This is a genomic window from Nocardia sp. NPDC059691 (assembly GCF_042733915.1).
Taxonomy (GTDB): Bacteria; Actinomycetota; Actinomycetes; order Mycobacteriales; family Mycobacteriaceae; genus Nocardia; species Nocardia sichangensis.
Genome location: NZ_JBHWFB010000012.1, coordinates 273,116 through 298,667 on the forward strand (window position 1 = coordinate 273,116; position 25,552 = coordinate 298,667).

At 69.1% G+C, this 25,552-nt stretch carries 25 protein-coding genes; 7 read left to right on the top strand and 18 right to left on the bottom strand.

Going from position 1 to position 25,552, the window contains the following annotated elements; all coding sequences use genetic code 11:
* Nucleotides 1-100 precede the first annotated feature (100 nt).
* The 9 genes from puuE to uraD all read right to left on the bottom strand — a co-directional run bounded on the left by puuE (nt 101) and on the right by uraD (nt 10,638).
* Entirely contained in the window at nt 101-1,003 is a 903-nt protein-coding gene (gene puuE, locus ACFV2O_RS26355) for an allantoinase PuuE (RefSeq protein WP_379254055.1), read from the bottom strand.
* 157 nt (nt 1,004-1,160) lie between these two features.
* Nucleotides 1,161-2,138: an allantoicase gene (alc, locus tag ACFV2O_RS26360; protein WP_379254056.1), complete on the bottom strand. Its 978-nt coding sequence runs from the start codon at nt 2,136-2,138 to the stop codon at nt 1,161-1,163.
* A 44-nt stretch (nt 2,139-2,182) separates the two neighbouring features.
* On the bottom strand, nt 2,183-3,397 hold the full coding sequence (locus tag ACFV2O_RS26365) for a DUF6986 family protein (RefSeq protein ID WP_379254057.1): 1,215 nt from the start codon (nt 3,395-3,397) through the stop codon (nt 2,183-2,185).
* On the bottom strand, nt 3,394-6,156 hold the full coding sequence (locus ACFV2O_RS26370; protein WP_379254058.1) for a molybdopterin-dependent oxidoreductase: 2,763 nt from the start codon (nt 6,154-6,156) through the stop codon (nt 3,394-3,396). The genes ACFV2O_RS26365 and ACFV2O_RS26370 overlap by 4 nt, the downstream gene beginning before the upstream one ends.
* Nucleotides 6,156-6,998: an FAD binding domain-containing protein gene (locus ACFV2O_RS26375; RefSeq protein WP_364424414.1), complete on the bottom strand. Its 843-nt coding sequence runs from the start codon at nt 6,996-6,998 to the stop codon at nt 6,156-6,158. Before ACFV2O_RS26375 ends, ACFV2O_RS26370 begins: the two co-directional genes overlap by 1 nt.
* A 565-nt stretch (nt 6,999-7,563) precedes the next feature.
* Complete coding sequence (locus tag ACFV2O_RS26380) at nt 7,564-8,925, bottom strand: 8-oxoguanine deaminase (RefSeq protein ID WP_379254059.1); 1,362 nt, start codon at nt 8,923-8,925, stop codon at nt 7,564-7,566.
* Nucleotides 8,913-9,818 (bottom strand): factor-independent urate hydroxylase, encoded by a 906-nt coding sequence (gene pucL, locus ACFV2O_RS26385; protein WP_379254060.1) that lies wholly within the window; start codon nt 9,816-9,818, stop codon nt 8,913-8,915. The genes ACFV2O_RS26380 and pucL overlap by 13 nt, the downstream gene beginning before the upstream one ends.
* A 2-nt stretch (nt 9,819-9,820) precedes the next feature.
* On the bottom strand, nt 9,821-10,138 hold the full coding sequence (gene uraH, locus ACFV2O_RS26390) for a hydroxyisourate hydrolase (RefSeq protein ID WP_355071813.1): 318 nt from the start codon (nt 10,136-10,138) through the stop codon (nt 9,821-9,823).
* Entirely contained in the window at nt 10,135-10,638 is a 504-nt protein-coding gene (gene uraD, locus ACFV2O_RS26395; protein WP_379254061.1) for a 2-oxo-4-hydroxy-4-carboxy-5-ureidoimidazoline decarboxylase, read from the bottom strand. The genes uraH and uraD overlap by 4 nt, the downstream gene beginning before the upstream one ends.
* A gap of 136 nt (nt 10,639-10,774) precedes the next feature.
* Here uraD and ACFV2O_RS26400 point away from each other — a divergent pair, with 136 nt between their 5' ends.
* Both ACFV2O_RS26400 and ACFV2O_RS26405 read left to right on the top strand, forming a co-directional pair.
* A complete protein-coding gene (locus ACFV2O_RS26400; protein ID WP_379254062.1) occupies nt 10,775-11,371 on the top strand; it encodes an NTP transferase domain-containing protein in 597 nt (198 codons plus the stop codon).
* A 13-nt stretch (nt 11,372-11,384) separates the two neighbouring features.
* On the top strand, nt 11,385-12,416 hold the full coding sequence (locus ACFV2O_RS26405) for an XdhC family protein (protein ID WP_355071809.1): 1,032 nt from the start codon (nt 11,385-11,387) through the stop codon (nt 12,414-12,416).
* Here the strand turns inward: ACFV2O_RS26405 and ACFV2O_RS26410 are convergent, their stop codons facing one another.
* From ACFV2O_RS26410 to ACFV2O_RS26425, 4 genes are all read right to left on the bottom strand, one after another.
* Nucleotides 12,417-13,505 (bottom strand): ABC transporter substrate-binding protein, encoded by a 1,089-nt coding sequence (locus tag ACFV2O_RS26410; RefSeq protein ID WP_379254063.1) that lies wholly within the window; start codon nt 13,503-13,505, stop codon nt 12,417-12,419.
* A 69-nt stretch (nt 13,506-13,574) separates the two neighbouring features.
* A complete protein-coding gene (locus ACFV2O_RS26415) occupies nt 13,575-14,372 on the bottom strand; it encodes an ABC transporter permease subunit (protein ID WP_355071806.1) in 798 nt (265 codons plus the stop codon).
* Between the two features lie 46 nt (nt 14,373-14,418).
* A complete protein-coding gene (locus ACFV2O_RS26420) occupies nt 14,419-15,165 on the bottom strand; it encodes an ABC transporter permease subunit (RefSeq protein ID WP_355071804.1) in 747 nt (248 codons plus the stop codon).
* 115 nt (nt 15,166-15,280) lie between these two features.
* Nucleotides 15,281-16,084 (bottom strand): ABC transporter ATP-binding protein, encoded by an 804-nt coding sequence (locus ACFV2O_RS26425; protein ID WP_379254064.1) that lies wholly within the window; start codon nt 16,082-16,084, stop codon nt 15,281-15,283.
* A 110-nt stretch (nt 16,085-16,194) separates the two neighbouring features.
* Here ACFV2O_RS26425 and pnuC point away from each other — a divergent pair, with 110 nt between their 5' ends.
* The 3 genes from pnuC to ACFV2O_RS26440 all read left to right on the top strand — a co-directional run bounded on the left by pnuC (nt 16,195) and on the right by ACFV2O_RS26440 (nt 18,474).
* Complete coding sequence (pnuC, locus tag ACFV2O_RS26430) at nt 16,195-16,923, top strand: nicotinamide riboside transporter PnuC (protein WP_379254065.1); 729 nt, start codon at nt 16,195-16,197, stop codon at nt 16,921-16,923.
* 259 nt (nt 16,924-17,182) lie between these two features.
* A complete protein-coding gene (locus ACFV2O_RS26435) occupies nt 17,183-17,659 on the top strand; it encodes a hypothetical protein (RefSeq protein ID WP_379254066.1) in 477 nt (158 codons plus the stop codon).
* Complete coding sequence (locus tag ACFV2O_RS26440) at nt 17,656-18,474, top strand: hypothetical protein (protein WP_379254067.1); 819 nt, start codon at nt 17,656-17,658, stop codon at nt 18,472-18,474. Before ACFV2O_RS26435 ends, ACFV2O_RS26440 begins: the two co-directional genes overlap by 4 nt.
* Nucleotides 18,475-18,478: 4 nt before the next feature.
* Here ACFV2O_RS26440 and ACFV2O_RS26445 read toward each other — a convergent pair whose 3' ends face one another.
* The 5 genes from ACFV2O_RS26445 to ACFV2O_RS26465 form a co-directional block, all read right to left on the bottom strand.
* The gene (locus ACFV2O_RS26445) at nt 18,479-19,270 is read right to left on the bottom strand and encodes a DeoR/GlpR family DNA-binding transcription regulator (RefSeq protein WP_379254068.1); all 792 of its coding nucleotides are present in this window, start codon (nt 19,268-19,270) and stop codon (nt 18,479-18,481) included.
* Nucleotides 19,271-19,381: 111 nt separating this feature from the next.
* Entirely contained in the window at nt 19,382-20,116 is a 735-nt protein-coding gene (locus tag ACFV2O_RS26450; protein ID WP_379254069.1) for a TetR/AcrR family transcriptional regulator, read from the bottom strand.
* A gap of 92 nt (nt 20,117-20,208) precedes the next feature.
* Nucleotides 20,209-21,102, bottom strand: coding sequence for a carbohydrate ABC transporter permease (locus ACFV2O_RS26455; RefSeq protein WP_379254070.1), 894 nt, complete (start codon nt 21,100-21,102; stop codon nt 20,209-20,211).
* Nucleotides 21,099-21,980 (bottom strand): sugar ABC transporter permease, encoded by an 882-nt coding sequence (locus ACFV2O_RS26460; protein ID WP_355071789.1) that lies wholly within the window; start codon nt 21,978-21,980, stop codon nt 21,099-21,101. Before ACFV2O_RS26460 ends, ACFV2O_RS26455 begins: the two co-directional genes overlap by 4 nt.
* A 1-nt stretch (nt 21,981) precedes the next feature.
* A complete protein-coding gene (locus ACFV2O_RS26465) occupies nt 21,982-23,232 on the bottom strand; it encodes an extracellular solute-binding protein (protein ID WP_379254071.1) in 1,251 nt (416 codons plus the stop codon).
* Nucleotides 23,233-23,392: 160 nt separating this feature from the next.
* Between ACFV2O_RS26465 and ACFV2O_RS26470 the strand changes: the two genes are divergently transcribed.
* On the top strand, nt 23,393-24,304 hold the full coding sequence (locus ACFV2O_RS26470) for an SIS domain-containing protein (protein ID WP_379254072.1): 912 nt from the start codon (nt 23,393-23,395) through the stop codon (nt 24,302-24,304).
* 160 nt (nt 24,305-24,464) lie between these two features.
* A complete protein-coding gene (locus tag ACFV2O_RS26475) occupies nt 24,465-25,535 on the top strand; it encodes an ROK family protein (protein WP_379254073.1) in 1,071 nt (356 codons plus the stop codon).
* The last annotated feature ends 17 nt before the right edge of the window (nt 25,536-25,552 follow it).

Below are 25,552 nucleotides of genomic sequence, written 5' to 3' on the forward strand. Positions count from 1 at the left end.
GTCTCATCTCGGTGTGCGCACCTATCGCTTTCCGGCTCTGAAAGCCAACGCTCATGTGATGGTTCGGCTACTTTGTCGCTGGGTTGCGGTCCGGGCGAACTCAAAAGGATGAAACCGGCGGGTGCACCGTGCGCCAATGTCGCGCTATGTCGATGCGGCGGGTGATCCAGACCTGGTCGTAGGACTGGATGTGGTCGAGTAGGCGTTCCAAGGCGGCGGTGCGGGCGGGGCGGCCGATGAGGCGGCAGTGCAGGCCGATGGACAGCATTTTCGGATTACCTTCCGCCCCTTCGCGGTAGAGGACGTCGAAGGCGTCGCGGACATGTGCGAAGAATTGTTCGCCGGTGGGGAAACCGGCGGGCGAGGCGAATCGCATGTCGTTGGTGTCCAAGGTGTAGGGCACCACCAAGTGGTCGCGGTCGAGCACGCGCACCCAATAGGGCAGGTCGTCGGCGTAGGAATCGGCATCGTAGGCGAAGCCGCCGTGCTCGACCACCAGCTCCCTGGTGTTCGGCGAATCGCGGCCGGTGTACCAGCCCAGCGGCGCGGAGCCGGTCAGTTGGGTGAGGACGCGCACCGCCTCGGCCATGTGCGCACGCTCGGTGTCGCGGTCGGTGAGCTGGTAGGACTTCCAGCGCAGACCATGGCAGGCGATCTCATGGCCCAATTCGCCGAAGGCGGCCACCGCCTCCGGGTTGCGTTGCAGAGCTCGGGCGACCGCGAAGATCGTCAGCGGCAACCCGCGCCGTTCGAAGACGCGCAGCACTCGCCACAACCCGGCGCGTGAGCCGTACTCGTAGAGCGACTCCATGCTCATGTGGCGGTTCGGAAAGGCTTCGGCGGGAGTCATTTCCGACAGGAACGTCTCGGAGAACTCGTCACCGTCGAGGACGTTGTTCTCGCCGCCCTCCTCGTAGTTGAGCACGAACTGGACCGCGATCCGCGCCTCTCCCGGCCACTGCGGGTCCGGCGGACGCGGGCCGTAGCCGACGAAATCCCTCATCAGCGCGCCTCACGAAAACACAACTCGGTACGCGCTGCCGATGCCCGCGTGTTCATGTGCCGAGCTCGCCCCGCAGGCGCAGCTTCACACCGTGCGGACGCCCACGCGTACAAACGCCGAGCAGGCGCAGCCCGACACACTGCCGGCGTTCGCCCGCTCATGCGCCGAGCTCTCCGTACAGGCGCAGCCGCGCCAGCCCGCCGTCCGGGTAGATGTCCAGCCGCACCTCCTCCACCGACGCCGCCATCGGCGCGATCGGGAACCGGTGCCTGGTGTCGGGTTGAAGCGGGGTGCGCGGCAACAACTCCAACTCGGTGCCGTCGTTGGTGCGACCGGTCAGCCGGGCGGCGCCCGGACTGTTGCCCAGGAAGTAGGACGTGTCCAGCTCGGCGAGCCGGATCAGTCCCGGCCCGGCCAGGCGGATGCGCACCCAGTCGTTGCCGTCGTCCCTGCGGCGGGCGGTCTCCCAGCCCTCACCCATGGACCGGGCCCGGCCGGGATACAGCAACTGGTTCGGCGAGCTGTAGAAGCGATTTGAGCAGTCCAGCACCAGCGCGCCGTTCTCCAGCGCGGCCAGGTCCAGCGGGCCGAGGCCGAGCAGGCGCGGGTCGGGCCGTCCTTCGCCGTGCACCCGCAGCCTGGCGACGCCGCCGTCGGGGTGCATGGTGAGTTTCACATGCGTCCAGCGCTTCTCGTTCTCGACGGCGAACGAGTTGCGGTGGTCGCCCGCAATCGGCGAGCGATCGACCAGCATCACCCAATCGTCGCGTGCGGCGATGGTTTCCGCGGGCGGATAGTCCTCGACCTCCAACGCGGATACCGAGACAGCGGGCGGGTAGTTGCCCTTGAACCACGCCGTGTCCACCACGATGCCGCGGATCACGCCGGGCACGCCGAGCCGCACGATCGCGGCGTCGTCGCCCGGCTGCCCGCGGTGTCGGCGGGTCTCCCAGCCGTCGTAGATCTGTCCTTTGTGCCCGAAGTCGGACGGCCGGTACTGGGCTGGCCCCGGGTTGATCAGATTCTCTTTCTCCGCGAAGAATTCGTCGTTCGCCCAGATCACCGAACCGCCCAGCGGCCGGACCGCCAGGTCCGGCAGCAGCGTGAATTCTTCGTCTTCGCCCCGGTCACGCATCGCGTCTCCTGTGTCGTGCGGGATCGTCCCGTTCGGATGGCCGATCACGGTGCCTCCGGTATCGGCGCGCGTGCCGCCAGGGCTCGCAGAACCGTCTCGGTGAGTTCCGGAGTCCCCGCGTCCGGGCGGGCACCGCAATCGATGCCACGCAGCACCGTGGCGGCCAGCGCTTCCGCGGTGGCGGGCTCGTCGACGATGTCGCCGCCGCGTCGAGCGAGGTAGTCCCGCAGGCGCGGCACCGCGACGTCGATCGCCCGGCGGAAGAAGTCGTAGGTGGCGAGCCAGCGGGTGACCAAGTGACCCGGATGCATGTCCCAGCCCTGGTAGTACCCGCGCCGCAACGCCCGGGCAACCAATCGGTGGTGGTTGCGCAGCGCGGCCTCCGGGTCGGCGTCGGGCACGATCTGGGTGGAACCATCGCATACCCACACCCCGGTCTGCGCGGCCGCGACTTGCATGACCGCCTTGGCGTAATCGGCGGCCGGATGGTCGAGCGCCTGATCCGGTGCGGCGACCCCACAGGCGGCGGTGTAGTCGTACGTACCGAAATGCAATGCGCTGCATCGTCCTTCGGAGAGGGTGAGCATGGCGGCCACCGGCGCGGTGCCATCCGCGGCCAGGATCGCCTGCGGGCTCTCGATCTGTAGTTCGAAGCACAGGCTGCCCTCGGCGATGCCGTACCCGCGTTCCAGCCCTACGCACAGCTGCACCAGGGCGGGAACCTGCTGCGCCGCACGGATCTTCGGCACCGTGAAGACGAACCCGTCGGGCACGCCGCCCGCGCCCTCCAACACGAGGCCGAGCGTGCGCAGCGCGCGGCGACGCTCGCCGCCGCCCAAACCCTTCATCCGGATGCCGCTGCTCGCCGGGCCTCCGGGGCGTCGTGCCCAGGCAGCCAGCACCGCGCCGGCCGCCGTAGCCGCGCGGTCCTCCTCGGCGTCGGCGCGCAGGCCGTAGCCGTCCTCGAAGTCGATGCGCAGATCCTGGACCGGGTCGGCTTCCAGCCGTTTGCGCACGTCGGGAAGCGAATCGGTGCCGTCGAGAGTGGTCAGCAGATCGTGGTGGCGGTCGAGTAGTTCGACCGCGGTCGCGCCCCATTCCCCGGGAGTCTCCTCGGTGACCCGGTCGGCCGGGACGTACACGGTGTGGATCGGTTGCGAGCGACCGTTCGAGCCGGGGTATCGGCGGCGCAGCTCGGTGTCGACCGCGTCGAGCATCGCCTCGATCCGGGCGCGGACGTTCTCCGGCACCTTCGTCATCGTGATCCCTTCTCCCGCAGGGCGGCCCAGACCCGGTCCGCGGTCATCGGCAGCCCGTACAGCCGCACGCCGACCGCGTCGCGGATCGCGTTGGCCAGCGCGGGCGCGACCGGGTTGTACGGCGATTCGCTCATCGACTTGGCCCCCAACGGACCGAGCGCGTCGGACGTCTCGGCGAAGTAGACCTCCGTGCGCGGCACGTCGGCGAATTGCGGTATGTGGTAGTGCCGCAGGGTCTGCGCACCCACCACACCGTGCGCGCTGCGCATGTCCTCGTACAGCGCCGTGCCGATGGCCTGAGCCGCGCCGCCCTCGATCTGCCCGCGGCACTGCACCGGGTTGAGCACCGTCCCCGCGTCGGCGGCCTGGATCGATTGGAGGATGCGCACCGCCCCGGTGTCCGGGTGCACGGCGACGCGGAAAGCGTGCACGTTGAAGCTCACCGACCTGGGACTGCCGTCGTGCTCGGCGCGCGCGGTGAGGTCGCCTCCGGTCAGCAGTTCGGCGGCGGTGAGCAGCCGGTCGCCGCAGTGCACGCCGCCGGAGTTCAGCGCGCAGTCCCGCTCCGCGACGCCGGTCAGTTCCGCCGCCCTCGCCAGCAGGCGCCCGCGCAACGCGCACGCCGCCGCGTACACGGCCTTGCCCGCGACCACGATGCCGGTGGAGCCGAACGCGCCGGTGTCGTGGTCCACCAAGTCGGTGTCGCCGTGCCGGACCACGATGCGGTCCACCTCGGTGTCCAGCGCGGTAGCGGCGAGCTGCGCCTGCACCGTCGTCGTTCCGTTGCCGAATTCCGCCGTGCCGACCCGGATCTCGTAGCGGCCGTCGGGCAGCAGCGCGGCCGTCGCGGTCGACCGGTGACCGCGCGGCGGGACGGTCGCGATCATCGCGGCGGCCATGCCCGTGCCCACCCGCCACTCCGGGCCGGGCGCGTGCACGTCGTTGCCGCGCAGCAGCGCTCGTTCGGCGAGGTCGAGGCATTGGTCCAGGCCGTAGCTGCCGAACATGAGGTCGCTCTCGTTCACCGCGGCGCCGACGAACCGGTCGCCCGGCACTACCGCGTTGCTGCGGCGCAGTTCGAACGGGTCCATGCCGAGCGCGTGCGCGAGTTCGTCGAGAGCCGACTCCACCGCGAAGATCACCTGCCCGAGGCCGTATCCGCGGAACGCGCCGGAGGGAACGTTGTTGGTGTACACCGCCTGCGCGTCGACCCGCTTGTTGGCACAGCGGTACAGCTCCACCGACTCACCGACGCCGTGATACATCACCCCGCCGCTGTGATTGCCGTACGCGCCGGTGTCGGCGAGCACGTCGACCGCCAAGGCGGTCAGCACACCGCGCGCGTCGGCCCCCGCCGTCACCGCGACCCGCATGGGATGGCGGCAGGTCGCGGCGGTGAATTCGTCGGAGCGCGTGAACTCGTATTGCACCGGTCTGCCGGTGCGCAGCACGGCCAGCGCGATCAGGTCCTCCGCCAGCATCTCCTGTTTCGCGCCGAACCCGCCGCCGACCCTGGCCGCGAATACCCGCACCTGCGCGGACGACCGGCCGAACAGGCGGCACAATTCGTCGCGGACCAGGAACGGGACCTGGGTGCTGCACCGGATGACCAGGCGTCCGGCGTCGTCCAGCCAGCCGACGCCGCCGTGTGTCTCCAAGTGCACATGCTGACCCCGCGGCGAATCCCAGACGCCGCGTACGACATGCGCCGCGGCAGCCAGACCCGCGGCGACGTCACCCACCTCGCCGTGCAGTTCGGCGACCAGGTTGCGGCCGGGATCGACGATCCGGGCCGAGGGGGGCTTGTCGCCGTGCAGTTTCGGCGCGTCGGGGCGCAGCGCGTCCTGCGGTTCGAACACCGCGGGCAGGACCTCGTAGTCGACCTCCAGCAGACGGCATCCCTCGCGGGCGATCGCGACGCTGTCGGCCACCACCGCGGCCACCCGCTGCCCCACGAAGCGAACCGTGCGGTCGAGCACGTAGGTGTCGTCGGGGTCGTCGGTGCGCAGCTCGTGCCGCGCGGTGGAGAACGGCACGTCCGGCGCGTCGGCATGGGTGAGCACCGCGTGCACGCCGGGTAGTGCCTCGGCGGCGGTGGTGCCGATCGAGCGGATTCGCGCATGCGGGTGCGGGCTTCGCAGCACCGCGATGTGCAGCGGCGCGGACGGTGGCGCGGTGTCGGCGTCGCCCGAGCGCGGCAAGTCGAAGGTGTACGGTTCGCGTCCGGAGACGATGCGCGGCCCGGCCGGGGCGCCCGCTCCCACGATCGGCGCGGCCGGATCCGGTGCCACGGCGGCAGGATCGTCCGGAGTGAGCTGCTCGCCCAGCGCGGCGCGGATGGCGCGGTAACCCGTGCAGCGGCAGAGGTTGCCCTTCATCAGCTCGGCGAGTTCGTCGCCCGACACGCCGGCCTGCTCGTCGGCGGCACACCCGAGCCCCGCGGCCGTGACCACCATGCCCGCGGTGCAGAACCCGCACTGGAACGCGGCGTCGGCGACGAACCGGCGCTGCACCGGGTGCGGATGCTCGGGCGTTCCGAGTCCGGCGGCGGTGGTGACAGCGCGTCCGGCGGCGCGAAACGCGGGAAAGACGCAGGAGTGCACCGTCATTCCGTCGACCAGCACCGAGCAGGCCCCGCAATCGCCCGTGTCACAGCCCTTCTTCACCGCCAGGTTGCCGCTGTCGCGCAGCGCCGTCCGCAGGCACTGACCCGGCCGCGCCGCGATGTCGACGGTCCTGCCGTCCACTTCGAATCGCATCAGCTTCCCCGCAGTTCCGCGGCGACCTCGTCGGCGAGCACTCCCGAGACATGCCTGCGCCACTCCGGCGACCCGTGCGGATCGTCGAACCACAACGCCGAGTCGATCGTGTGCATGGCATCGCGCATCTCGCCCTCGGAGGGCGGGGCGGCGAAGTCCAGCACGACGGGCCTGCTCGTGGCGGCCGTGATCGTGACCGCGCTACGGCCACTGCCTTCCCTCCGCCCCATCACGACGGCGCCGGAGCGGCCGAGCGGGGCGAGCGCGATCTTTCGAAAGCTGGTGCGGGCCAACAGACTCGAGCGCGGCAGGCGAATCGAGCGCAGCACGTCGCCGGGGCGCAGCGCCGTACGACCCGGACCGAGGACGAACTCCCGCATCGGAATCTCCCGATCGGCGCCGTCCGCGGCCCACACCAGCGCCGTTCCGTCGAGCGCCACCAGCGCGCCGAGCACCGCACCCGCGGGCAACGCCAGGCAGACGTTGCCCCCGACGGTCGCGGTGCGCCAGATCTTGTGCGAGGCCAGCAGCGCCCGGCAGGACCGGGCGAACAGCGCGGTCCCCGGCCACGGGTCGCGCAACACCCCCGTCCCCAACTCACGGCCCGGCGCGGCTCCGGCGAACTCGGCCAGGGTGCAAGTCGCGGCGATGTCCAGTCCGCCGTCCACGATCTCGAACGCGGGCCACCCCAGGCCGGTGATGTCGACCAGGCGCAGCAGCTGATCCTGCGGCTCGGAGAACAGGAAGGTTCCTCCGGCGAGCACCGCGGTGGACGCACCGAGCACGGCCAGGTCTTCGCGCTCGCGAGCGACCACCACCTCGCGAATCGTGTCCAGGTCCACGTCTCACCTCGTTCCTGCCTCTCCGTCACCGTAGAGCCAGTCGGTTGCCGCCGTATTGCGCGCGACGCACGTCAGATTGCGCGGCCGTTACCTCGCCGCGCGACGGGCGCCCGCGCCCGGGAACCGCCCCGGCCGCGCGCTTACGCGGGCGTGCCGTCCGCGACACCACGGCTCGCGCCCGCCTACCGGCCGTCCGAGCCGACACTGCTTCAGTATTGCTCGTCCGGCCTGACCAGGCACGACACCCCGCCCAGATCAGCGTGACGATTCTCCTCGACGAACGGCTGGGCGACGATATCGCCACCGCACCCGGCATTCCCGCCACGCCCAACCACGCGGCTGGGCGAGAGTGCCGCGCGCCGCGGCACCAACTCCCGGCCCGGCCACACCGACAGCGCCGCCCGGTTCCCGATGCTGCTCGCCGGCACAGTCGGGCAGGTGGGCCAACTCCCCCGGCCCGCGTCCCCGCCTCGACCGGCACAGGCCGTCCGCCGACAGCACCGGCTGCCGGTAGGCCGATCCCGCGCTCCGGCAGGGCCGCCGACGGCTGCTCCGCGCGAGTCGCTCACCCCGCCTTCGCGAGCAGCTTCGCCTGCGCCCGTGCCACCTCGGCGGCGACCACGTCGGTGTCGACCGTCCGCACCTCGCCGTCGCGCACCACCTCGCGCCCGTTCACCAGCAGCGCCGCCAGCGGTGGAGGCGAGCCGAGCACCAGTGCGGTCACCGGATCCGCGATCCCGGCGTGCGCGGCGGTGTCCAGCCGCCACAGCGCCAGGTCCGCCAGCTTGCCGACCTCGATCGAACCGATGTCGGCGGCGCGGCCGAGCACCCGCGCGCCGCCCATGGTGGCCAGTTCCAGCGCGGTGCGCACGGTCATCGCGTGCGGGCCGCCCCGATTGCGCGCCCACAGCAAGGCGTGGCGCGGCTCCTCGATCATCGAACCGGCCTCGTTGCTCGCCGCGCCGTCCACGCCGAGCCCCACCGCAACGCCCGCGCGGACCAGGTCGGCGACGCGGGCGATGCCCGCGCCGAGCCGCGCGTTCGACGTGGGGCAGTGCGCCACGCCGGTACCGGTCTCCGCGAGGGCGGCGAGCGCGTCGTCGTCCAGGTGGACGGCGTGCGCGTACCAGACGTCCGGACCGAACCAGTCCAGCCGCTGCAGGTACCGCGCGGGCGTACAGCCGAAAGTCGCCAGGCAATAGTCCTGCTCGTCGACGGTCTCGGCGAGGTGGGTGTGCAGCCGGACCCCGAGCTCGCGGGCCAGCGCCGCCGACTCGCGCAGCAGGTCGGGGGTGACCGAGAAGGGCGAACACGGCGCGAGCGCGATCCGCAGCATGGCGTCGGGCGACGGGTCGTGCCACCGCGCGACGGCCTCCGCGCTCGCGGCGAGGATGTCGTCCAGGCGTTCCACCAGGTGATCGGGCGGCAGGCCGCCCGCGCTCGCGCCCAGATCCATCGAGCCGCGACAGGGATGGAACCGCAGGCCCACCCGCGCCGCCGCGGTGATCTCGGCGGCGAGCGGGTCACCGCCGTCGCGCGGGAACACGTAGTGGTGATCGGTGGTGGTGGTGCACCCGGTGCGCGCGAGAGTGGCGAGCGCACCGGTGGCGGCCACGCGCACCCCGTCCTCGTCGATGCCCGCCCAGACCGGATAGAGCGTGGTGAGCCATTCGAACAGCGTGTGGTCGGTGGCCAGGCCGCGGGTGATCCATTGGTAGAGGTGCTGGTGGGTGTTCACCAACCCGGGCGTCAGCAGGCAGCCGCGCCCGTCGACGCGCCGCGCGTCCGCGCCGAGGTCCGGCGGATCCCCCGCGCCGACCGCGTCGATCCGGTTGCCCCGCACGACGACGTACCCGCGGGCGTACTCGGTCCCCTGGGCGTCGACGGTCGCGACGGCGCAGTCCGCGATGACGGTCACCTGCTCCACGCGGGACCCGCTTCCGGCGCGTCGGCCCGCGCAACGGTGGCGTGGATCAGCCCGTAGGGGCGGTCGTCGGCGTGGTAGACCTCCCCGTGGTTCTCGATGCCGAAGCGTCCGAGGTCGTAGTCGAAGTGATGCTTGTTCGGCGCCGCGAGCCGGATCTCGGCCAGCACCGGGTACGCGGTCAGCGCGGCCTTGCCCATCTCGAACAGCGTCTGCTGCAACGCCTTCGAATGCAGCGTCGCGAAGGTCTCGACCAGCCGCGCCCGCACGCCGGTGTAGACCTCGTCCCAGTCGATGCCCGCGCTGCTCGCGAAACGCCATTCGGCGATCAGTGACGTGGCCAGCATTCGATCACGGGTCGGCGCGAGCACGGTGAACTCGTCGTTCAGAAAGTCGGCGAACTCCGAGCCGGTCGACTTGAGGATGGTCAGGTCCTTCACCCCGCCGACGACCCAGGCCCGCCGCTCGGCGCCCTTCCCCGCCACGGTGACCGCCGCGGTGCGCACTTCCGGTCCCTGCCGCACCCAGGTGTGATCATGTTCCACACCGCCGACCGTCACGCGCTGCCAGGCGTATTCGTCGACCTCGATACGCGCGCTGCGCACCGGTTCGATCTCGGCGACGAAATGATCGGCCAGCGCGAGCGCGTAGTCCTCGATGGCCCGCAGCCCGGGCCGCTTCGCGAAGGCATAGGCCGTCTGCTTCTGTGAGTCGGTGGGCAGGACCTTCGCCTGGTCGCCCGCGACGTACGCGTCGGCGAAATCGCCGCGCAGCACCGTGGACACGTTCACGTCGCGAATCTCGTGCCGTGCGCTCTGCCGGTGGATCCGGACGACCCGGTTCTCCGCCTTGCCGTATCGGTGGTCGGTCAGCACGATGGGCCCGGTCAGTTCCATGCTCAGCTCCCTCGATAGGTGGAAAAAGCGAAGGGCGACAACAGCAATGGGACGTGATAGCGCCGTTCCTCCGTCACGGCGAACGCGATGCTCACCTCGGGATAGAAGGTCTCCACCCCCTGACCCGCGAAGTAGGCGCCGGTGTCGAAGACCAGCCGATAGGTTCCGGCTTCGAGCGCTTCGCCCAATGCCCGGATTCGCCCGTCCGCGCCCGTTTCGCCCGAATCGAGCTGCCGCTCCTGCTGGTACAACGTCACCGTGACGCCTGCGGCGGGCACGCCGCGCACCGCGTCCAGCACATGCGTGCTCAGCGTGCTCATGACAGCTCCGCCAGCAGCGCACGCAGCCGGATCCGATTGATCTTGCCCAATTCTGTTCGCACGACCTGCCTTTCGGTCTCGGGATCATTGCGTAACCGGGCAGTGAGCAGCGCGAGCAGCTCCTCACCCGACTTTCCGCTCGCACACACCAGGTAGATGTGCCCGAACCGTTCCTCATAAGCGCGGTTGCCCTCGGCGAGCGCCGCGCGTACCGCGTCGGCCGCACCCGCCACTCCGGCCTGCTCCCGCGCCGAAGCGGCGGAATGCGGTCGTTCGCCGATCCTGGGGTGACCTGCCAGGGCCGAGTCGAGCTCGGACTCCGGCAGCCGTGCCAACGCTCCGTCCGCCGCCTCGAGCAGCGCCTCGACGCTCCGGTACGGACGGCCCGCGACCAGCGACCGCGCGAACTCCGGCGACGAGCAGCAGCCGAGCGCCGCCCGGTAGGCCGCGTCGGCGGACAGCGTGTCGAACGCCGCGATACCGCGTCGCTGATCCGTCATCGGACCAGCATCGAATACGACCGGACGAGCCGCCACCGGAAGCGGAGGGATCGCCTTCGGCGTGTCGCTCCGGAACCACGCCTGAGCACCGGTTTCCCATCATGCGGCGCAGACCGGCCGGTATTACCTTTGAGGCATGGCCGACCCTGATCGCCCCGCCGTCGCACCCTGCGCGGGCGTCGTGCTCGCCGCGGGCGCCGGAACCCGCTACGGAAAACCCAAAGTGCTCGCCGAGGACGGCGCCTGGCTGCGGTCCACGGTCGCCGCGCTGCGCGGCGGAGGTTGCGACCCGGTCATCGTGGTCCTCGGCGCGACCGGCCCGACGCCGGGGATCATCGACCTGCCGCCGGGCGTACGGCACGTCTGGGCGGCGGACTGGGCGACCGGACTGAGCGCATCGCTACGGGCGGGCCTGATCGCCGCGGCCGGCACCCCCGCGCGCTACGCCGCGATCATGCCGGTGGACACCCCCGATGTCGGCGCCGACGCGGTCGCCCGGGTGCTCGCCGCCGCGCTCGCGGCACCCAGCGGTCTGGCACGCGCTGTGTTCCACGACATACCTGGACACCCTGTTGTTATAGCCCACAAGCACTGGAATGCGGTTTGTGGGTCGGCTGCAGGAGATTCCGGCGCCCGCACCTATTTGACCGGCAGAAACGATATGGTGTGCGTCACGTGCGACGATTTGGCGACGGGCGTCGATCGTGACTTCCCGGCCACGACCGCACGGTGATCGGAGCTAGCTGATGCGCGACATCGTCGACGACCTGTTGCGGGTGTGGTACTCGGGCCGGACCGGCGGACTCGGCACCATCGTGCGCACCGTGGGCGCCGCGCCCTTACCGGTGGGCTCGGCGATGCTGGTCGACCCGGACGGGGGCGTCTACGGATCGGTCGCCGCGGGCGGGCTGGAGGACATCGCCTACGAGTCCGTGCTCCAGGCCGCGCGGACCGGCCGCCGCGCGATGCACCGTTTCGGCGTGGCCGGCGGCGTGGACGGGGGCGCGCACGGCGAGGGGATGATGGACGTCTTCACCGAACCGTTCTCTCGAAGACACTTCCCGGAGTTCCCGGAGGTCGCCGCCGAGATCGCGGCGCACCGCAGGGTCACCGTCTTCACGGTGGTGTGGAACTCCGATGCCGACCTGATCGGCCAGCACCTGATCACCGACAAGCGGCACGCCACCGAATTGGTCGCGCTACCCGATTCCGATGTCTTCGTCGCCTCGTTCGCTCCGCCGCCGCGCCTGATCATCTTCGGCGCCAATTCCTTCGCCGCCGCACTCACCGTGCAGGCAAGGTTGCTCGGTTACCGAGTGACCATCTGCGACTCTCGCCCCAATTTCGCTACGCCGGAATCGTTTCCCGGCGCCGAGGTCGTGGTCGACTGGCCGCACCGCTACCTCAACATCCTCTCCTCGGCAGGTGAAATCGACAGCAGCACGGCCATAGTCGTGCTGTCGCACGATCCCACCTTCGAAATTCCACTACTCACCGTGGCGCTGCGACTACCCGAGGTCGGCTATCTCGGCGCCATGGGGTCACGCCAGGTGCACATCCGGCGCATGGAGGACCTGCGCGCAGGCGGTTTCGGGGAGGAGACGCTGTCGCGGCTGCACTCGCCCGCGGGATTCGACATCGGCGCGCGCACCGCGCCCGAGATGGCCGTCGCGATCGCGGCCGAACTGCTGGCCGCCCGCGCCGCGCAGCCGGTGCGAGCGGTCGATCCGTACAGCGGCGAAATCCCGATCACGCCGAAAACCGCTGTGGGTCTCTGATCATTTCAGGCCGGGGTGCTCGGCATACACCTCGCGCAATACGGACAGGTCGAACAGTTGCGCGGCCTTGATGTCTATTTTCGCGGCACGCAACGCGGCGATGTTCTGTTCGATCAGGGCGTCGGTCATCGAGAGCAGTCCGCCCGTGGCGGTATCCGCCGAAATCACTAGATCGTTCTGCGCGACAGCCTCTTTCGTCTGCTCGGCGAGATCGAGCTTCTGATCCTTGCCGTACACCTCGACCGCGAGCCGGGCCGCTTCGGCCGGATCGGCCACCGCGTCCTTCCAGCCCTTGATCTCGGCGGCCAGAAACGCCTTCAACTTATCGCGCTCTTTGTCGATGGTGGACTGCGCGACCGTGAGCGTCTCGGCGACCAGCGGCAGGTCGAAGTCGGCGAACAAGAAGTGTGTGTTCTGGAAGCCCTTGGCCGCCAGCGTGATCGGTTCGTTCGTCACGTAGCTGACCCATCCGTCGACCTCCCCGTTGGCCAGCGGGGTCGGGTCGAATTGGGCGGGCACGACGGTGACATCGCCCGGCTTCAACCCGTTGGCGGTGAGCAGCGCGTTGAAGATCAACTGGTTGGTGTCCTGCACACCGATCTTGCGGCCCTTCATGTCCTCGGGCGTCTTGATCGGTTTCGCCGCGGAGGACACGATCGCGAACGGGTTCTTCTGATACGTGGTGGCGACGATCTTGGCGGGCAGGCCCTCCAGGATCGCGGGTGCGGTGGTCTGCGGCGCGGACAGGCCCAGCCACACCTTGCCGGTATCCAATCCGGCCTCTACCGACGTGCTGGCCGCGCCGCCCGCGATCAAGTCGACCGAGCCGAAACCCGCCTCCTTGAAATAGCCTTTCGAGTCGGCGAAGTATTCGCCCGCGAATTCGATGTTCTTCAGCCAGGAAAGCTGCACCGCGACGCCGCCGTATTTCGATCCGTCCGCGGTGGTGCCGCCCGGCGAATCACCGGAGCTCCCTCCGCAGGCGGCCAGTGCGCCCGCACCGCCGAGCGCGGCGCCGGCGAATGCGGAGTAACGGAGGAAGGAGCGTCGGTTCAGGTGCCCGAACGTGGAGCGGTGCGCGGGTGTCATGGGCCGAATCTAAGCGCAGCGCGTTTCATTTTCTTTACTTTGGCGTTCCGAGCGAGGAATTCGGTTCGGTCAGAGTCGTCCCGCTTCCGGTCCGAACCGGGCCAGCACCAGGTTCTCCACGACACCGACGATCGCGTAGAGCGCCACCGAGACCAGCGTGACGATGACGATCGATGCCCACAACTTGCTGTACTGGAACGTGGGGATCGCCCGGATCAAGCCGGCGCCCAGGCCGGTGCCGCTGCCGAGCCACTCACCGAGCAACGCGCCGATCAGCGCACCCGGCACCGAGATCCGCGCGGCGGCGAACACCGAGGGCAGCGCCGCGGGCACGGCCACCATGCGCAGCCCGGTCCAGCGCGATCCACCGTACGCGGCCACCAGTTCCAGCGCCTGCCGCGGCGCGTTGCGCAATCCCGCCATGATCATGACCAGCGCGGGAAAGAACACCACGATCGCGGCGAGCACCGCGACCCCGGCCTGGCCGCGGCCGAACACCAGCACGATGATCGGCGTGAGCGCCACCAGCGGTACCGAGCGCAGCAGCATCGCCACCGGCAGGAAGGTCTGCTCGATCGCGGCGAACGACACGAACAGCGCGGCGACCACCAATGCGGCGAGCATGCCCGCGCCGAACCCGAGCGCCGCGTCACGCAGCGTGATCTGCAGGTCGTCCAGGATCGCCTGCCGCGCGGTCGCGGCGTTGGGCGCCGTCACCAAGTAGGTCCAGATATCGCCGGGCGTCTTGCCCACCCGCGGGCCGACCTGCGGAAACGCTTTCAGGAAGACGTACCAGATCACCAGCATCAGCACCAGCGATGTGCACAGCGGGAAAAGGAAGATCCCGATCCGTCGCAGCAGATTCATCGGGCCTCCCCTGTGACCTGGTGCAGCGCAACGCGCGTGGAGATCTTCATCGCGCCTCCCGGACGGTCCAGGGCGCGGCCAGGCGGGCGGCCAGCGCAACCAGCGCGTAGCCGAGTCCGGCCAGCGCGGCGGCGGCCAGCGCCATGCCCCAGGTGCGTGGCACGTTGTAGGAGGTCTGGGCGGCGGTCAGCGCCACCCCGATGCCGCTGTCCACGCCACCGAGGTACTCGCCGATGATCGCGCCGAGCACGGCCGACGGCGCGGCGATCTTCAACGCCGCGAACGTGCTCGGCAGCGCCGAGATCGCCTGCACCCGGTACAACTGCTGCCAGCGTCCGCCGCCGTAGGCGCGCACCAGTTCCAGGCTGGTCCGGTCGGCCGAGCGCAACCCGGCGACGGTGCCGACCATAGTGGTGAAGAAGCAGTACATCGCGGCCAGGAAGACTGTCGGGGTGCGTCCGCCGAACACCACAAGGATGATCGGGCCCAGCGCGAGCAGCGGAGTGCAATAGCTCAGGATCGCCAACTGGGTCGCCAGCGACTCGATCGGCGGGACCAGCACGATCAGGACGGCCAGGGCGATGGCCAGGCCGTTGCCCCAGACGAATCCCTGCAGCGCGCCGAGCGCGGTGATCCGGAAATTAGGGCCGTACAGGCCCCATCCGTCGGAGTACATGGTGTGCAGCACCTGCCAGGGACTCGGTATGGTGCCGCCCGCTACCTCGAACGCCGCGAGCGCCCACCACACCGCGACCAGCCCCAGCACGCCGAGCACGCCGCCGAAGCGCTTCACGCCGTATCCCCTGTCCGCCGGACGCACGGCTGCCGCCGCAGCGGCCGAGTGCGCACGCTCGCCCGCTGCCAGCCCGGCTTACGGTGCCGCAGACAGCGTTCCGGTGGGTGCTCGTTCATGCGACGCCTCCTTTTCCCGCGGTCCCGAACAGCAGCTCGGACAGATAGTCGTGCAGCTTGTGGAATTCCGGTGTCCGCATCATCTCGGGCAGCCGTGGACGCGGCAGATCGATCTCGACCAGTTCCAGCACCCGCCCCGGCCGCGGGCTCATCACGGCCACCACGTCGGACAGGAACACCGCCTCCGCGATGCCGTGGGTCACCATCAACGTCGTCGCGGGCTTCTCGGTCCAGATCCGCAGCAACTCCAGATTGAGCCGCTGCCTGGTCATGTCGTCCAGCGCTCCGAACGGTTCGTCCAGCAGCAGCACGGTGGGCTTCACCACCAGTGCGCGCGCGATGGAGACGCGCTGGCGCATGCCGCCGGAGAGCTGCGCGGGCTTGGCCTTCTCGAAGCCGTCCAGCCCGACCAGGCGGATCAGGTCATCGATCTGCCCCGGCTCCGGCGTGATGCCCGCGACCTGGAGCGGCAGCGCGATATTCGACGCCACCGATCGCCACGGCAGCAGCGCCGAATCCTGGAACGCGATGCCGAACGCGTGCTTGCCGCGCAGTTCGGCGGGCGTCGCGCCGTCGATCAGCGCCTTGCCCGCCGTCGGCGTCTCCAGGCCCGCGAGAATGCGCAGCACCGTCGACTTGCCGCAGCCGGACGGACCGAGCAGCGACAGGAACGCGCCCTGCTCGGTGTGCAGATCGACGCTCGCCAGCGCCTGCACGGTTTTCCGCCCGACCCGGAAGGTCTTGGTCAGTCCGCTGAGATGAATTCCGGTCCCCCCGGCGGTATCGCTCTCCGTGCTCATGACGGCCACCATAGGAGCACCCCGTTGCACGGACATTGCGAATGGCGTCGCCAGATTGCACAATCGTTACGGTCCGCACCGCGCATTTCCGATCGCGGCGATCCGAACGGATGAGATACGCCCCGCCGCGGGTTACACGACAGGTGAACCCGATCCTCACGCTGCTCGACGCCAAGCTGCACATCGCGGGCTCGGAGATCCTCTGGCGCGAAGTGATCGGCAACGGCTTCGGCTTGGCTTCCGCGATCGGCGGCATGCGGCGGCGGGTCTGGGCCTGGCCCGTCGGCATCGCCGGGAACGCCCTGCTGTTCACCGTATTCGTCGGTGGGGTGTTCCACACTCCGCAGCAGCTGAACATGGCCGGACAGGCCGGACGCCAGCTGATGTTCATCGCGGTCAGCGTGTACGGCTGGTGGAGCTGGTACCGGCACGCGGCACGCGGGACCGCGCTCGAGCACCGCGGCGTCGACCCGCGCTGGGCGAGCACGCGCGAGCGCGTCGTCCTGGTGGTGGCGATGCTCGCGGGCACGGCCGTTTTCGCCCAGCTCTTCGAATGGCTAGGTTCCTACGGTCCGTGGGCCGAGGCGTGGATCTTCACCGGCTCGGCGCTGGCCACCTACGGCATGGCCAGGGGGCTGGCCGAGTTCTGGTTGATCTGGATCGCGGTCGACCTGGTCGGGATCCCGCTACTGATCCGAGCGGGCTACTATCCGTCGGCGACGCTGTATCTGGTCTACGCGGGATTCGTAGCCTGGGGATTCCTCGTTTGGGCGCGAGCCATGCGCCGACCCACCGGCGCCGATGCGCCGCTGAATCGGTTCAGCACCGCCGATCGGTGACCGGCCGACACCCGGTCCATCTATCAGTAATTCGTTCGCTACCAGCATGCTCCGACCTTCATGACATTCCCAATGATGGGAATATCTACGGTGCCACATGTTTGCCACACTTTGCGAAGAAGCCCAAAACCGCACAGAGCCCGAGTTGCTCGACATCCCGATGACCGCGCCGCACCACCGCTGGTAGGAACGATTTTCCGGCATGTGAGCGTCACGATCCGCGGGCCTGAGCACTTCGGCCCGCGGAGGAACAGCCAGCATGACGTCGCCATACATCCGCGAGATCCGACTGATTGCCAATCATGTACTGGCAGTCCCGGAATGCTTCACACCACACTATGTCTCCTCGGCGTGCGCGACGGAGTTCAGTGCAGTACCCTGCGCGAATCCGCATGCACGCGAATTCGTGGCATACCCGGACGGCGGGCCGTTCTCGTCAATCGTGTTCCGCGGCCCGCGCACGGGGGCAGTCGGTTCACATGCCCTGGTGATCATGCACGTCGCGATGGACGTCCGCATCACCCGCGCGGATATGGCCGGGATCTTCGAACTCCCGGTGGAAAACACACGGGTCGACCCGAGGATTCCGCCCGAAGGAGCGGTTTCGTTCACCTCTGAGCATGGGGCGAGAAAGCTGCGCATCAGATTCCATGCCCGCTCGCAACTCCTCAGAGACATATCCGTACACGAGAACCGTGGGCGAGTTCGCGGCCTCGGCAGCGGTAGCCCGGAATGAGACGTCTCCGCGAACTATTCCTGAACCTGACGACCGGCCTACGCCGCGATCTATCGAGATACGCGAATGCCGCATCGCACAATGTCCATAATCTCAGCGGAGAAGTCAACCTGACCGTCGCCAAGACAATTGATGCCGATCTCGCCGGACGGGATGCCATCCGAGGGGAAACCCTGGAAATCCCGGAATACCAGAAACGCCTACAGCGGCTCGGCTACCCGACGTCCGTAGAGACCGGGCTGGGCGGGGAAGTCGACGAAATCGCCGGGTTGTCCGAGGACTTCATTCGTCAGATCCAGGACGTACAGCAGTTCGGATGGACCATTCGCTACGGGAAGAGAGGGGACGGAACCTACGCCGACTACGACGAGAAGGCTGTTGTTCTCGATCGCAATATGGAAGGCAACGCCAGAGCCTCCGCCGATGCGCTCGCACATGAGATCGACCATGCCCACCCCGGTAATCCGCACAACGACGCCCCCTCGCCGCCGATGGGCCGAACGCGGGAGCAATGGGTGGCCGATCATGTGGACCGGTCGCTGCGGAACGAGGGCCATGCCGTCATGTCACAGCTCGCCATCCGCCGCCAGATACTCGAAAATGGCGGGCCGGACATCAATCACAGCGTCTCGGGGAAATACCGCAGGATTTATGAGAGATATCGCGGTGGAGAGTTCTCCCACGACGAGGCGGTACAACGAATAGCTGATCACTATCGCTTCGAGAGAGGAAGCCACAGCAATATGTCGTACGGCCAGAACTTCCGTCAGTGGTACGAAGATTATTGGGACACCTGGATCGCGCAGACGGCGTGAGCGCCTACACCACGTCGACCCGCACGCCCGCCGCCCGGATCGCCTGCACCGCGGCCGGATCCGCGCCGGTATCGGTGACCAGCACCTGCACCTGCTCGATGCCGCAGATGCGGGCCAGTGCGGTGCGCTCGAGCTTGTCCGCGGTGGCCACCACCAGCACCCGGCCGGAACGCCGCACCATCTCGGTGGTCACCCCGGCCTCGTCGATGTGCCTGCACTGTGCGCCGCCCTCGACGGAGATCGCGTTCACGCCGAGCACGAGATCGTCGAGCCGCAGTTCGGCCAGCGCCCGTTCGGCCAGCGGCCCGTGCAGCTCATAGGACTCGCGCCGGGCCACGCCGCCGAGAACGATCGTGCGCACGTGTGGCCGCAGCACCATCTCCCCCGCGATGTTCAGCGCGTTGGTGACGAGAGTGAGCTGCTCGTCACCGGCCGATCCGAGATCCGTGCGCACGGCCAGCGCCCTGGCCACCGCCGTGGTGGTGGTGCCGCCGTTCATCCCGACCACCGCGCACGGATCGACCAGCGACGCGGCGTGTTCGGCGATGCGCTGCTTGGCCTCGCCCGCACTCTGCCGGTAACGCGCGGGCAGGTCGTAGGCCACCGAGGTCGCCACCACACCGCCGTGCGTCCTGGTGGCCAGTTGCTGTTCGGCGAGCGCGGTGAAATCGCGACGCACCGTAGCGGCGGACACACCGAGCCGCTCGGCGGCCTCCTCCACCGAAAGCCGCCCGGATTCGGCGAGCAATTCCAGCAACCGGTTCCACCGTTGCGGACGATCCGACGGCCCGGTCATCTCACACCGCCCCGCTCGCGCGGGCAACCTGCTGTTTCGGCGAACACGCGAACAATATGAACACACGCACCCACCGACCGCGGAAATCCGCACGGCCGACACCGGCCCCGCTCAGAACACATCGGCCTCGACGGTGGGCCGGGCCGGAAGCGCCGCGGTAGCGGGAAGACGCCCGTCTTCCGCACCCGGATCGCGCGCCTGGGAAAGGCCGGAATTCACGAAGTAGGCGATCTCTTCGCAGATCTCGTCCAGACTCACCGCCGAACCCGGCGCCGTACCCTGCACCAATTCCTGGGCGAGTGAGGTGACCGCGCCGATCACGGCCAGCGCGAAGAGATCGAAACGCCGCGGACCGGTCTCGCCACGGCCGACAGCGCGTTCGGCCTCGCTGATCAGCAGCGCCGACAGCAGGCCACGCTGCTGCCTGCGCCACTCCTCCACCGCCGTGCTCACCCCGACCACCTCGACATAACAGACCCGCGCGGACCGGGCGTCGGCGCACGTGACGCTCAGATAAGCGCGGAAACTCGCTACCACGCGGGTGGGCAAGGGCTCGTTCTCGGTGGCCGCCAGTGCGGTCAGCGCGCGTTCCAGCGCACGGGAGGTGATGCGATTCGCCAGGGCGATGAGCAGCGCTTCGCGGCTGCCCATGTCCTCGTAGAAGCTGCGCGTGGAGACGTTCGCCACGGCGCAGAGGCGCTCGATCGAGGTGGCCGCGTATCCCTGGGTGCCGAATAGTTCGAGAGCGGCATCGATCAGGCGGGTCTGCCGCTGGGCAACCCGCTGTTCCTTGGACAGCCCGCCGTAGCTGCGACCGTCTTTGGGTCCGTGATCCCGCCGTGTCACCTCTCGATGCTACCGCGCGGCTACCTTCCATCAGCGCGCCGAACGGTGGCGGCGCGGCGATTCCGTCATCCCGGTGCGCCAGTTCTCGCAGGCTATTTCACGCTTCCCGCGGTCAACCCCGCCACCAGACGCTTCTCGATGAGAGCGAACAGCAGCACCACCGGGACGATGCCGACGGTGGAGATCGCGAACACGTATTGCCACGCGGTGTCGTACTGGCCGACGAACTTGGTCAGCGCCACCGACAGCGGTTGGTTCTCCGGCGTGGTGAGCACGACCAGGCTGGCGGCGAACTCGTTCCAGCACGCCACCACGACGAAGATCGTCGCCGTCACGATGCCGGGCCACACCAGCGGCAGGCTCACCCGGACCAGGATCTGCCCGCGCCCGAGCCCGTCGAGCATCGCGGCTTCCTCGATCTCCACCGGGATCGCGGCGAAGAAACTGTGCAGGATCCACACCGCGAACGACAGGTTGAACGCGGCGTTCACCATGATCATCGCCACCCAGGTGTCGTTGATGCCGAGCGCGAAGAACTCCCGGATCAACCCGGTGACCAGCACCGTCGGCTGCAACATCTGGGTCACCAGCACCACGCCGAGAAACACCAGGCGCCCCGGAAAACGGTGCCGCGCCGTGTAATATCCGGCCGGAATCGCCACGGCCAGCACCAAAACGGTGGCGCAGACCGCGATGATGATCGTGCTGGCCAGGTTGAACGGAAGCGGCGTCTCGGGGGTGTCCCACATCGTCGCGTAGTTGTCCGGATGCCAGGACTGCGGCAGATACGTCGGCGGGATGCGCAGGATCTCGGCTCTGCTCTTCAGCGAACCGAGCACCATCACGACGAACGGCAGCAGGAACACCGCGGCGAGCACCACGCCGACGGCGGTGAGCTCCCAGCGGCGTCGTGCGCGGCGCGCGGGCGCCGCCGGGGCGGCTGGGGTCGGCGTGGCCTGCTCGCGTACCTCCACCCGCGTCGTCATCGGTCGATCTCCGCGGTCGGACGAACCAGCTTCACGTAGATCGCGATGACGACGACGATCAGAGCGAAGTTCAGCACGCTCATCGCCGCGGCGGTGTCGACCTGCTGGTTCTGCCGGATCAGCTTGAAGGTCAGCGTCGTCGTGGTGTCCGCCGAGAAGCCTGCGATGCTTCCGGTGATCACTTGCAGGATCGGCAGCGAGTTGAACACGTTGATGATGTTGATGATGGTCGCCACCGCGATCGCCGGACGCAGCTGCGGCAATGTGAGATGGCGGTAGCGCTGCCAGGCGCTCGCGCCGTCGACCCGCCCCGCCTCCTCGATCTCCGCCGGAATGGCTTGCAGTCCGGCCAGAATCGTGTAGGTGGTGAACGGCACCGAGACGAACACCGCGACGCCCATCGCCACGAGGAACGCCTGCGTCGGCTGCTTGGTGAACCCATATCCGCGGTCGAGCAGGCCGATGTCCACCAGGAACCGATTGGCGATGCCCACGTCCGGATCGAGCATGTAGTAGAAGATCGTGGTCGTCATCACGACCGACGCCGCCCACGGCACCAGGATCGCCATCCGTACCACGGCGCGGCCGGGGAACTCCTTGTTCAGGAATTGGGCCAGCGCCGCGGACAACGCCAGCGTGACCAGCACGACGCCGACCACCCAGACCACCGTGTGGACCAGCACCGAGCCGAGTTCCGAGATGTCGAACAGCGCCCGGTAATTGGCCAGTCCGGCGGCACCCCGGTCCTGGCCGTAGGCGCTGAGGTCCCTGGTGCTGGTCCACAGCATGTAGCAGGCCGGGAAGGCGACAACGGCCGCGATCAGGACCAGTGACGGCCCGATCCACGGCAGTGCCGCCAGTACTCCTCTGCGCCGCACGCTATTTCGTTGCTTCCTGGATCCGTTGCAACACCTGAGCGGGGTCGGCGCCCTGTGCGATGGTGCCCATCTGCTGGCGGATCACCCCTTGCGCCACGGCCCATTTCGGATTGTTGCTCGGATAGAACCTCGCGACCGGAAGCGTGGCGGCGAACGCCTTCGTCACCGGGTCCTCGGCGAGGGCGGTGGCGGCACTGTGGGTGATCGGGATGAAGCCCTCGTGCTTGACGAAGTCCGCGTATACCGCCGCCGAATAGAAGTAGTCGAGGAACTTCTTGATCGACTCGGCCTTGGCGCCGTCCTTCTTGAACGCCATCAGATGATCGGCCACCCCGAGCGTGACCGGGTTCCCGGTCTTGGTCGGCGAAGGCGCGGTCGCGTACCGCAGACCCGGATTCTTCGCGGCGATCTGACCGATGGTGGGCGGCAGGGCTTCGATCATGCCGATCTTGCCCTGGATGAAGGCGTTGATCACGTCCTTGCGGTCGGTCGCGCCCGGATTCGGCTGCGTCGCACCGGCGTCGATCAGCTCACGCATGGCCCGCACCCCTTCCAGGTTCGCGGGGGTGTCCACGGTGACCCGGTCGCCGTCGGCCCACGAGCCACCCGCGCCGAAGGTCCAGATGGAGGTTTCGCCCTGCGCCTCCTCGCTGCCCAGCGGGAGCCCGTACCCGGAGACGCCGCCGCCGAGCGCCTGGATCTTCTTCGCCGCGTCGGTGAGCTCGGCCCAGGTCTTCGGCGGCCGGACGATGCCCGCTTTCTCGAACAGTTCGGTGTTGTAGAACAGGGTTCGGGTGGAGGCGAACAGCGGCAGCGCGTATTGCGTGCCGTTCAGCGCCGCGTTCTGCGCGAAAGCGGGCTGGATGTCGGCCAGCACCGGCGCGGAGACGATGTCGGTCGCCGGGTAGAGCAGGCCGTCGCCCGCGAAGCTGGCGTAGGCGTCGATGTTGAGGATGTCCGGGGTGGTCGACTGCGACTGGAGCTTGGTGCGCACCACGTCGTTGATCGAGTTCCACGATTCCATCTGCAGATTGACGGTGATGCCCGGGTTCTGCTTCTGGAATTCGGCGATGATGCCGTCCCACAGCGCCTTGGTGCCCGTGGCGCCGTCGCTGTAGGCGGGAGCGAGGAAATTGATCGTGGTAGCCGAGTCCGCACCACTTTTCGCACCGAACCCACAGGACGACAGGGCCAGCGCGACGCCGGTGACCATCGCGACTCCGGCAAGCACGCGGTGGAATGGTCTTTTCACGAGCAGAACCTTTCAGATTTACCCACCCGGCGCCAGCGGAGCCGCCGATGATGGGAGGACACACCGTCGGTGCACCTCAATCTAGCCCGAATTGTGATCATATGTGACCGTTTTCGTCTGAAATTTGACATAAACGATCATCCAGAGTGAAGCTGGTGGCGTGCCTACGCCTGCCGACCACACGCCGCAGCCGCATCTGGTCACCGAAGTGGCCACCCAGCCGGACGATTGGACGCACGCCGCCGCCGTCGCGGCGGAACATCGCGCCGTACTGCCGAAACCGGGCGAGCGCATCGCGGTGATCGGTTGCGGCACGTCGTATTTCATGGCGCGCGCCATCGCGGCACTGCGCGAGGGCGCGGGTCATGGCCTCACCGACGCCTGGCCCGCCAGCGCGGTCCGCGCTCGCGAGTACGACCGCTACCTGGTGATCTGCCGCTCCGGCACCACCACCGAAGTGGTGCGCGCGATGCGGGACATCCCGGCGCACGTCCCTCGGACGGTGATCTGCTCCAGTCCCGGCACGCCCGTCCTCGAACTGGGCGACCCGATCCTCATCGACCAGGTCGATGAGCGGTCGGTGGTGCAGACCCGCTTCGCGACGACCACCCTCGCCATCCTGCGCAACCACCTCGGCGAAGACCTCGCCCCGGTGATCGCCCGAGCGCGCGCGGTGCTCGCCGAGGATCCCGCCGAGTCGCTGGCCGCGGTGCGCCACGCAGAGCAGATCAGTTTCGTCGGTATGGGATTCGCGGCGGCCATCGCCGAGGAGGCGGCCCTCAAGCTTCGCGAATCCTGCCAGTCCTGGACGGAGGCGTATCCGGCGACGGAGTACCGCCACGGCCCGATCGCCATCTCGGCGCCCGGCCGGGCGGTCTGGGCGTTCGGCCCACTCGAGCCGGGCTTCGCCGACGACGTCGCCGCCACCGGCGCCCACCTGGAGCATCGCGACATCGACCCGATGGCGGACCTGGTCCGAGTGCATCGGCTCTGCCTCCTGCGTTCCGCCGACCTGGGATTGGACCCCGACCACCCGCGCGGCCTGAATCGCTCGGTGGTTTTGAAGTCGTGACCGAGGGCCTGCGGTGAGCATTCGCCGTACCGCGCCGGGTACGGACGGCATCGTCGCGCCCGCAGCCACACCGTCGGCCTCGAGTCGACTCGAACTCGTGACATCACCACAGGCCGCATGCGCACCGTCGCGGGAGCCACCACGAACTACTGTGCCGAGGATGGGAACCGAGCAGCCGCGTGCGCCGTCGGGTGCGTCTGTGTCCGGATCGCGCGGCGCGGGGACGGACCGCGCATGCCCCGGCGACCGGCCGACCGCGCGGCGAGGTTCGGCCGGGCAGCCCACGGACATACTCGGCACAGCGGCGCGGGCGCTGCCGGACGACGCGCTCGTGCTCGGCATGGATGTCGGCGGCACCACCATCAAAGGCGAGATCACCGACGCGGGGGGCGCTGCGCTGGCCGTGGGCACCGTGGCTACACCGCATGGTCCGGCCGCGTTCGATGCCATGGGCGAGCTGGGCGATCGGTTACTCGGGGGACTCCCGGAATCCGACCGCCGCCGGGTACGTCGCGCCGCCGTCGTGCTGCCCGGCATCGTCGACACCGCCCGGTCGGTCGCCGTGTTCAGCAGCAACGTCGGCTGGCGGGACGTGCACGTGGGCGACCGCTTCCCCGAGCGCTGGGGTGTACCGACGCTGATCGAACACGATGTCGCCGTGGCCGGTTGGGCGGAATGGCGGTACGGCGCAGGGCAGGGCCACGAGAATGTGTGCGTCGTCATTCTCGGCACCGGTATCTCGGGCACGCTGTCGGTCGGCGGGAGGCTGGTGCGCAGCAGCTACGGCCAGGTCGGCGAGTACGGGCACGTGCCGGTGCGGCGCGCGGGCGGATTGCCCTGCCCCTGCGGCAATACCGGATGCGTCGAGACGGTCGCCTCGGGCGCGGCCATCGCGCGGGCCTACACCCGGCGCACCGGACGCGAGACCGGCGGCGCGGCGGAAGTTTTCGCACTCATGTCCACCGACCCCGACGCCGCCGCCGTCGTCGCGGACGCGGTCGACGCGCTCGCCGACGGTCTGGTCGGCATCGTCCACGCGGCCTGCCCCGAACTCGTCGTGCTCGGCGGCGGGCTCGCCGGAGCCGGCGCGGCGCTCACCGACCCACTGCACCGCGCCCTGTCCGACCGGCTCCGCCTGGTCCCCGCTCCCCGAGTCGTCCTCGGCCGGTTCGGCGCACGCGCGGGCTTGGCAGGCGCCGCCCTCTTCGCCCGCAGCGGAGCGTTGACATGACGTCACCCGCGCGGCCT

Excerpts from the sequence above, each read along its gene's own strand:
- puuE (WP_379254055.1), bottom strand. The coding sequence starts at position 1,003 with ATGAGGGATTTCGTCGGCTACGGCCCGCGTCCGCCGGACCCGCAGTGG.
- alc (WP_379254056.1), bottom strand. The coding sequence starts at position 2,138 with ATGCGTGACCGGGGCGAAGACGAAGAATTCACGCTGCTGCCGGACCTG.
- ACFV2O_RS26365 (WP_379254057.1), bottom strand. The coding sequence starts at position 3,397 with ATGACGAAGGTGCCGGAGAACGTCCGCGCCCGGATCGAGGCGATGCTC.
- ACFV2O_RS26370 (WP_379254058.1), bottom strand. The coding sequence starts at position 6,156 with ATGCGATTCGAAGTGGACGGCAGGACCGTCGACATCGCGGCGCGGCCG.
- pucL (WP_379254060.1), bottom strand. The coding sequence starts at position 9,818 with ATGGAACTGACCGGGCCCATCGTGCTGACCGACCACCGATACGGCAAG.
- uraH (WP_355071813.1), bottom strand. The coding sequence starts at position 10,138 with ATGAGCACGCTGAGCACGCATGTGCTGGACGCGGTGCGCGGCGTGCCC.
- uraD (WP_379254061.1), bottom strand. The coding sequence starts at position 10,638 with ATGACGGATCAGCGACGCGGTATCGCGGCGTTCGACACGCTGTCCGCC.
- ACFV2O_RS26400 (WP_379254062.1), top strand. The coding sequence starts at position 10,775 with ATGGCCGACCCTGATCGCCCCGCCGTCGCACCCTGCGCGGGCGTCGTG.
- ACFV2O_RS26405 (WP_355071809.1), top strand. The coding sequence starts at position 11,385 with ATGCGCGACATCGTCGACGACCTGTTGCGGGTGTGGTACTCGGGCCGG.
- ACFV2O_RS26410 (WP_379254063.1), bottom strand. The coding sequence starts at position 13,505 with ATGACACCCGCGCACCGCTCCACGTTCGGGCACCTGAACCGACGCTCC.
- ACFV2O_RS26415 (WP_355071806.1), bottom strand. The coding sequence starts at position 14,372 with ATGAATCTGCTGCGACGGATCGGGATCTTCCTTTTCCCGCTGTGCACA.
- ACFV2O_RS26425 (WP_379254064.1), bottom strand. The coding sequence starts at position 16,084 with ATGAGCACGGAGAGCGATACCGCCGGGGGGACCGGAATTCATCTCAGC.
- pnuC (WP_379254065.1), top strand. The coding sequence starts at position 16,195 with ATGAGATACGCCCCGCCGCGGGTTACACGACAGGTGAACCCGATCCTC.
- ACFV2O_RS26435 (WP_379254066.1), top strand. The coding sequence starts at position 17,183 with ATGACGTCGCCATACATCCGCGAGATCCGACTGATTGCCAATCATGTA.
- ACFV2O_RS26440 (WP_379254067.1), top strand. The coding sequence starts at position 17,656 with ATGAGACGTCTCCGCGAACTATTCCTGAACCTGACGACCGGCCTACGC.
- ACFV2O_RS26445 (WP_379254068.1), bottom strand. The coding sequence starts at position 19,270 with ATGACCGGGCCGTCGGATCGTCCGCAACGGTGGAACCGGTTGCTGGAA.
- ACFV2O_RS26455 (WP_379254070.1), bottom strand. The coding sequence starts at position 21,102 with ATGACGACGCGGGTGGAGGTACGCGAGCAGGCCACGCCGACCCCAGCC.
- ACFV2O_RS26475 (WP_379254073.1), top strand. The coding sequence starts at position 24,465 with ATGGGAACCGAGCAGCCGCGTGCGCCGTCGGGTGCGTCTGTGTCCGGA.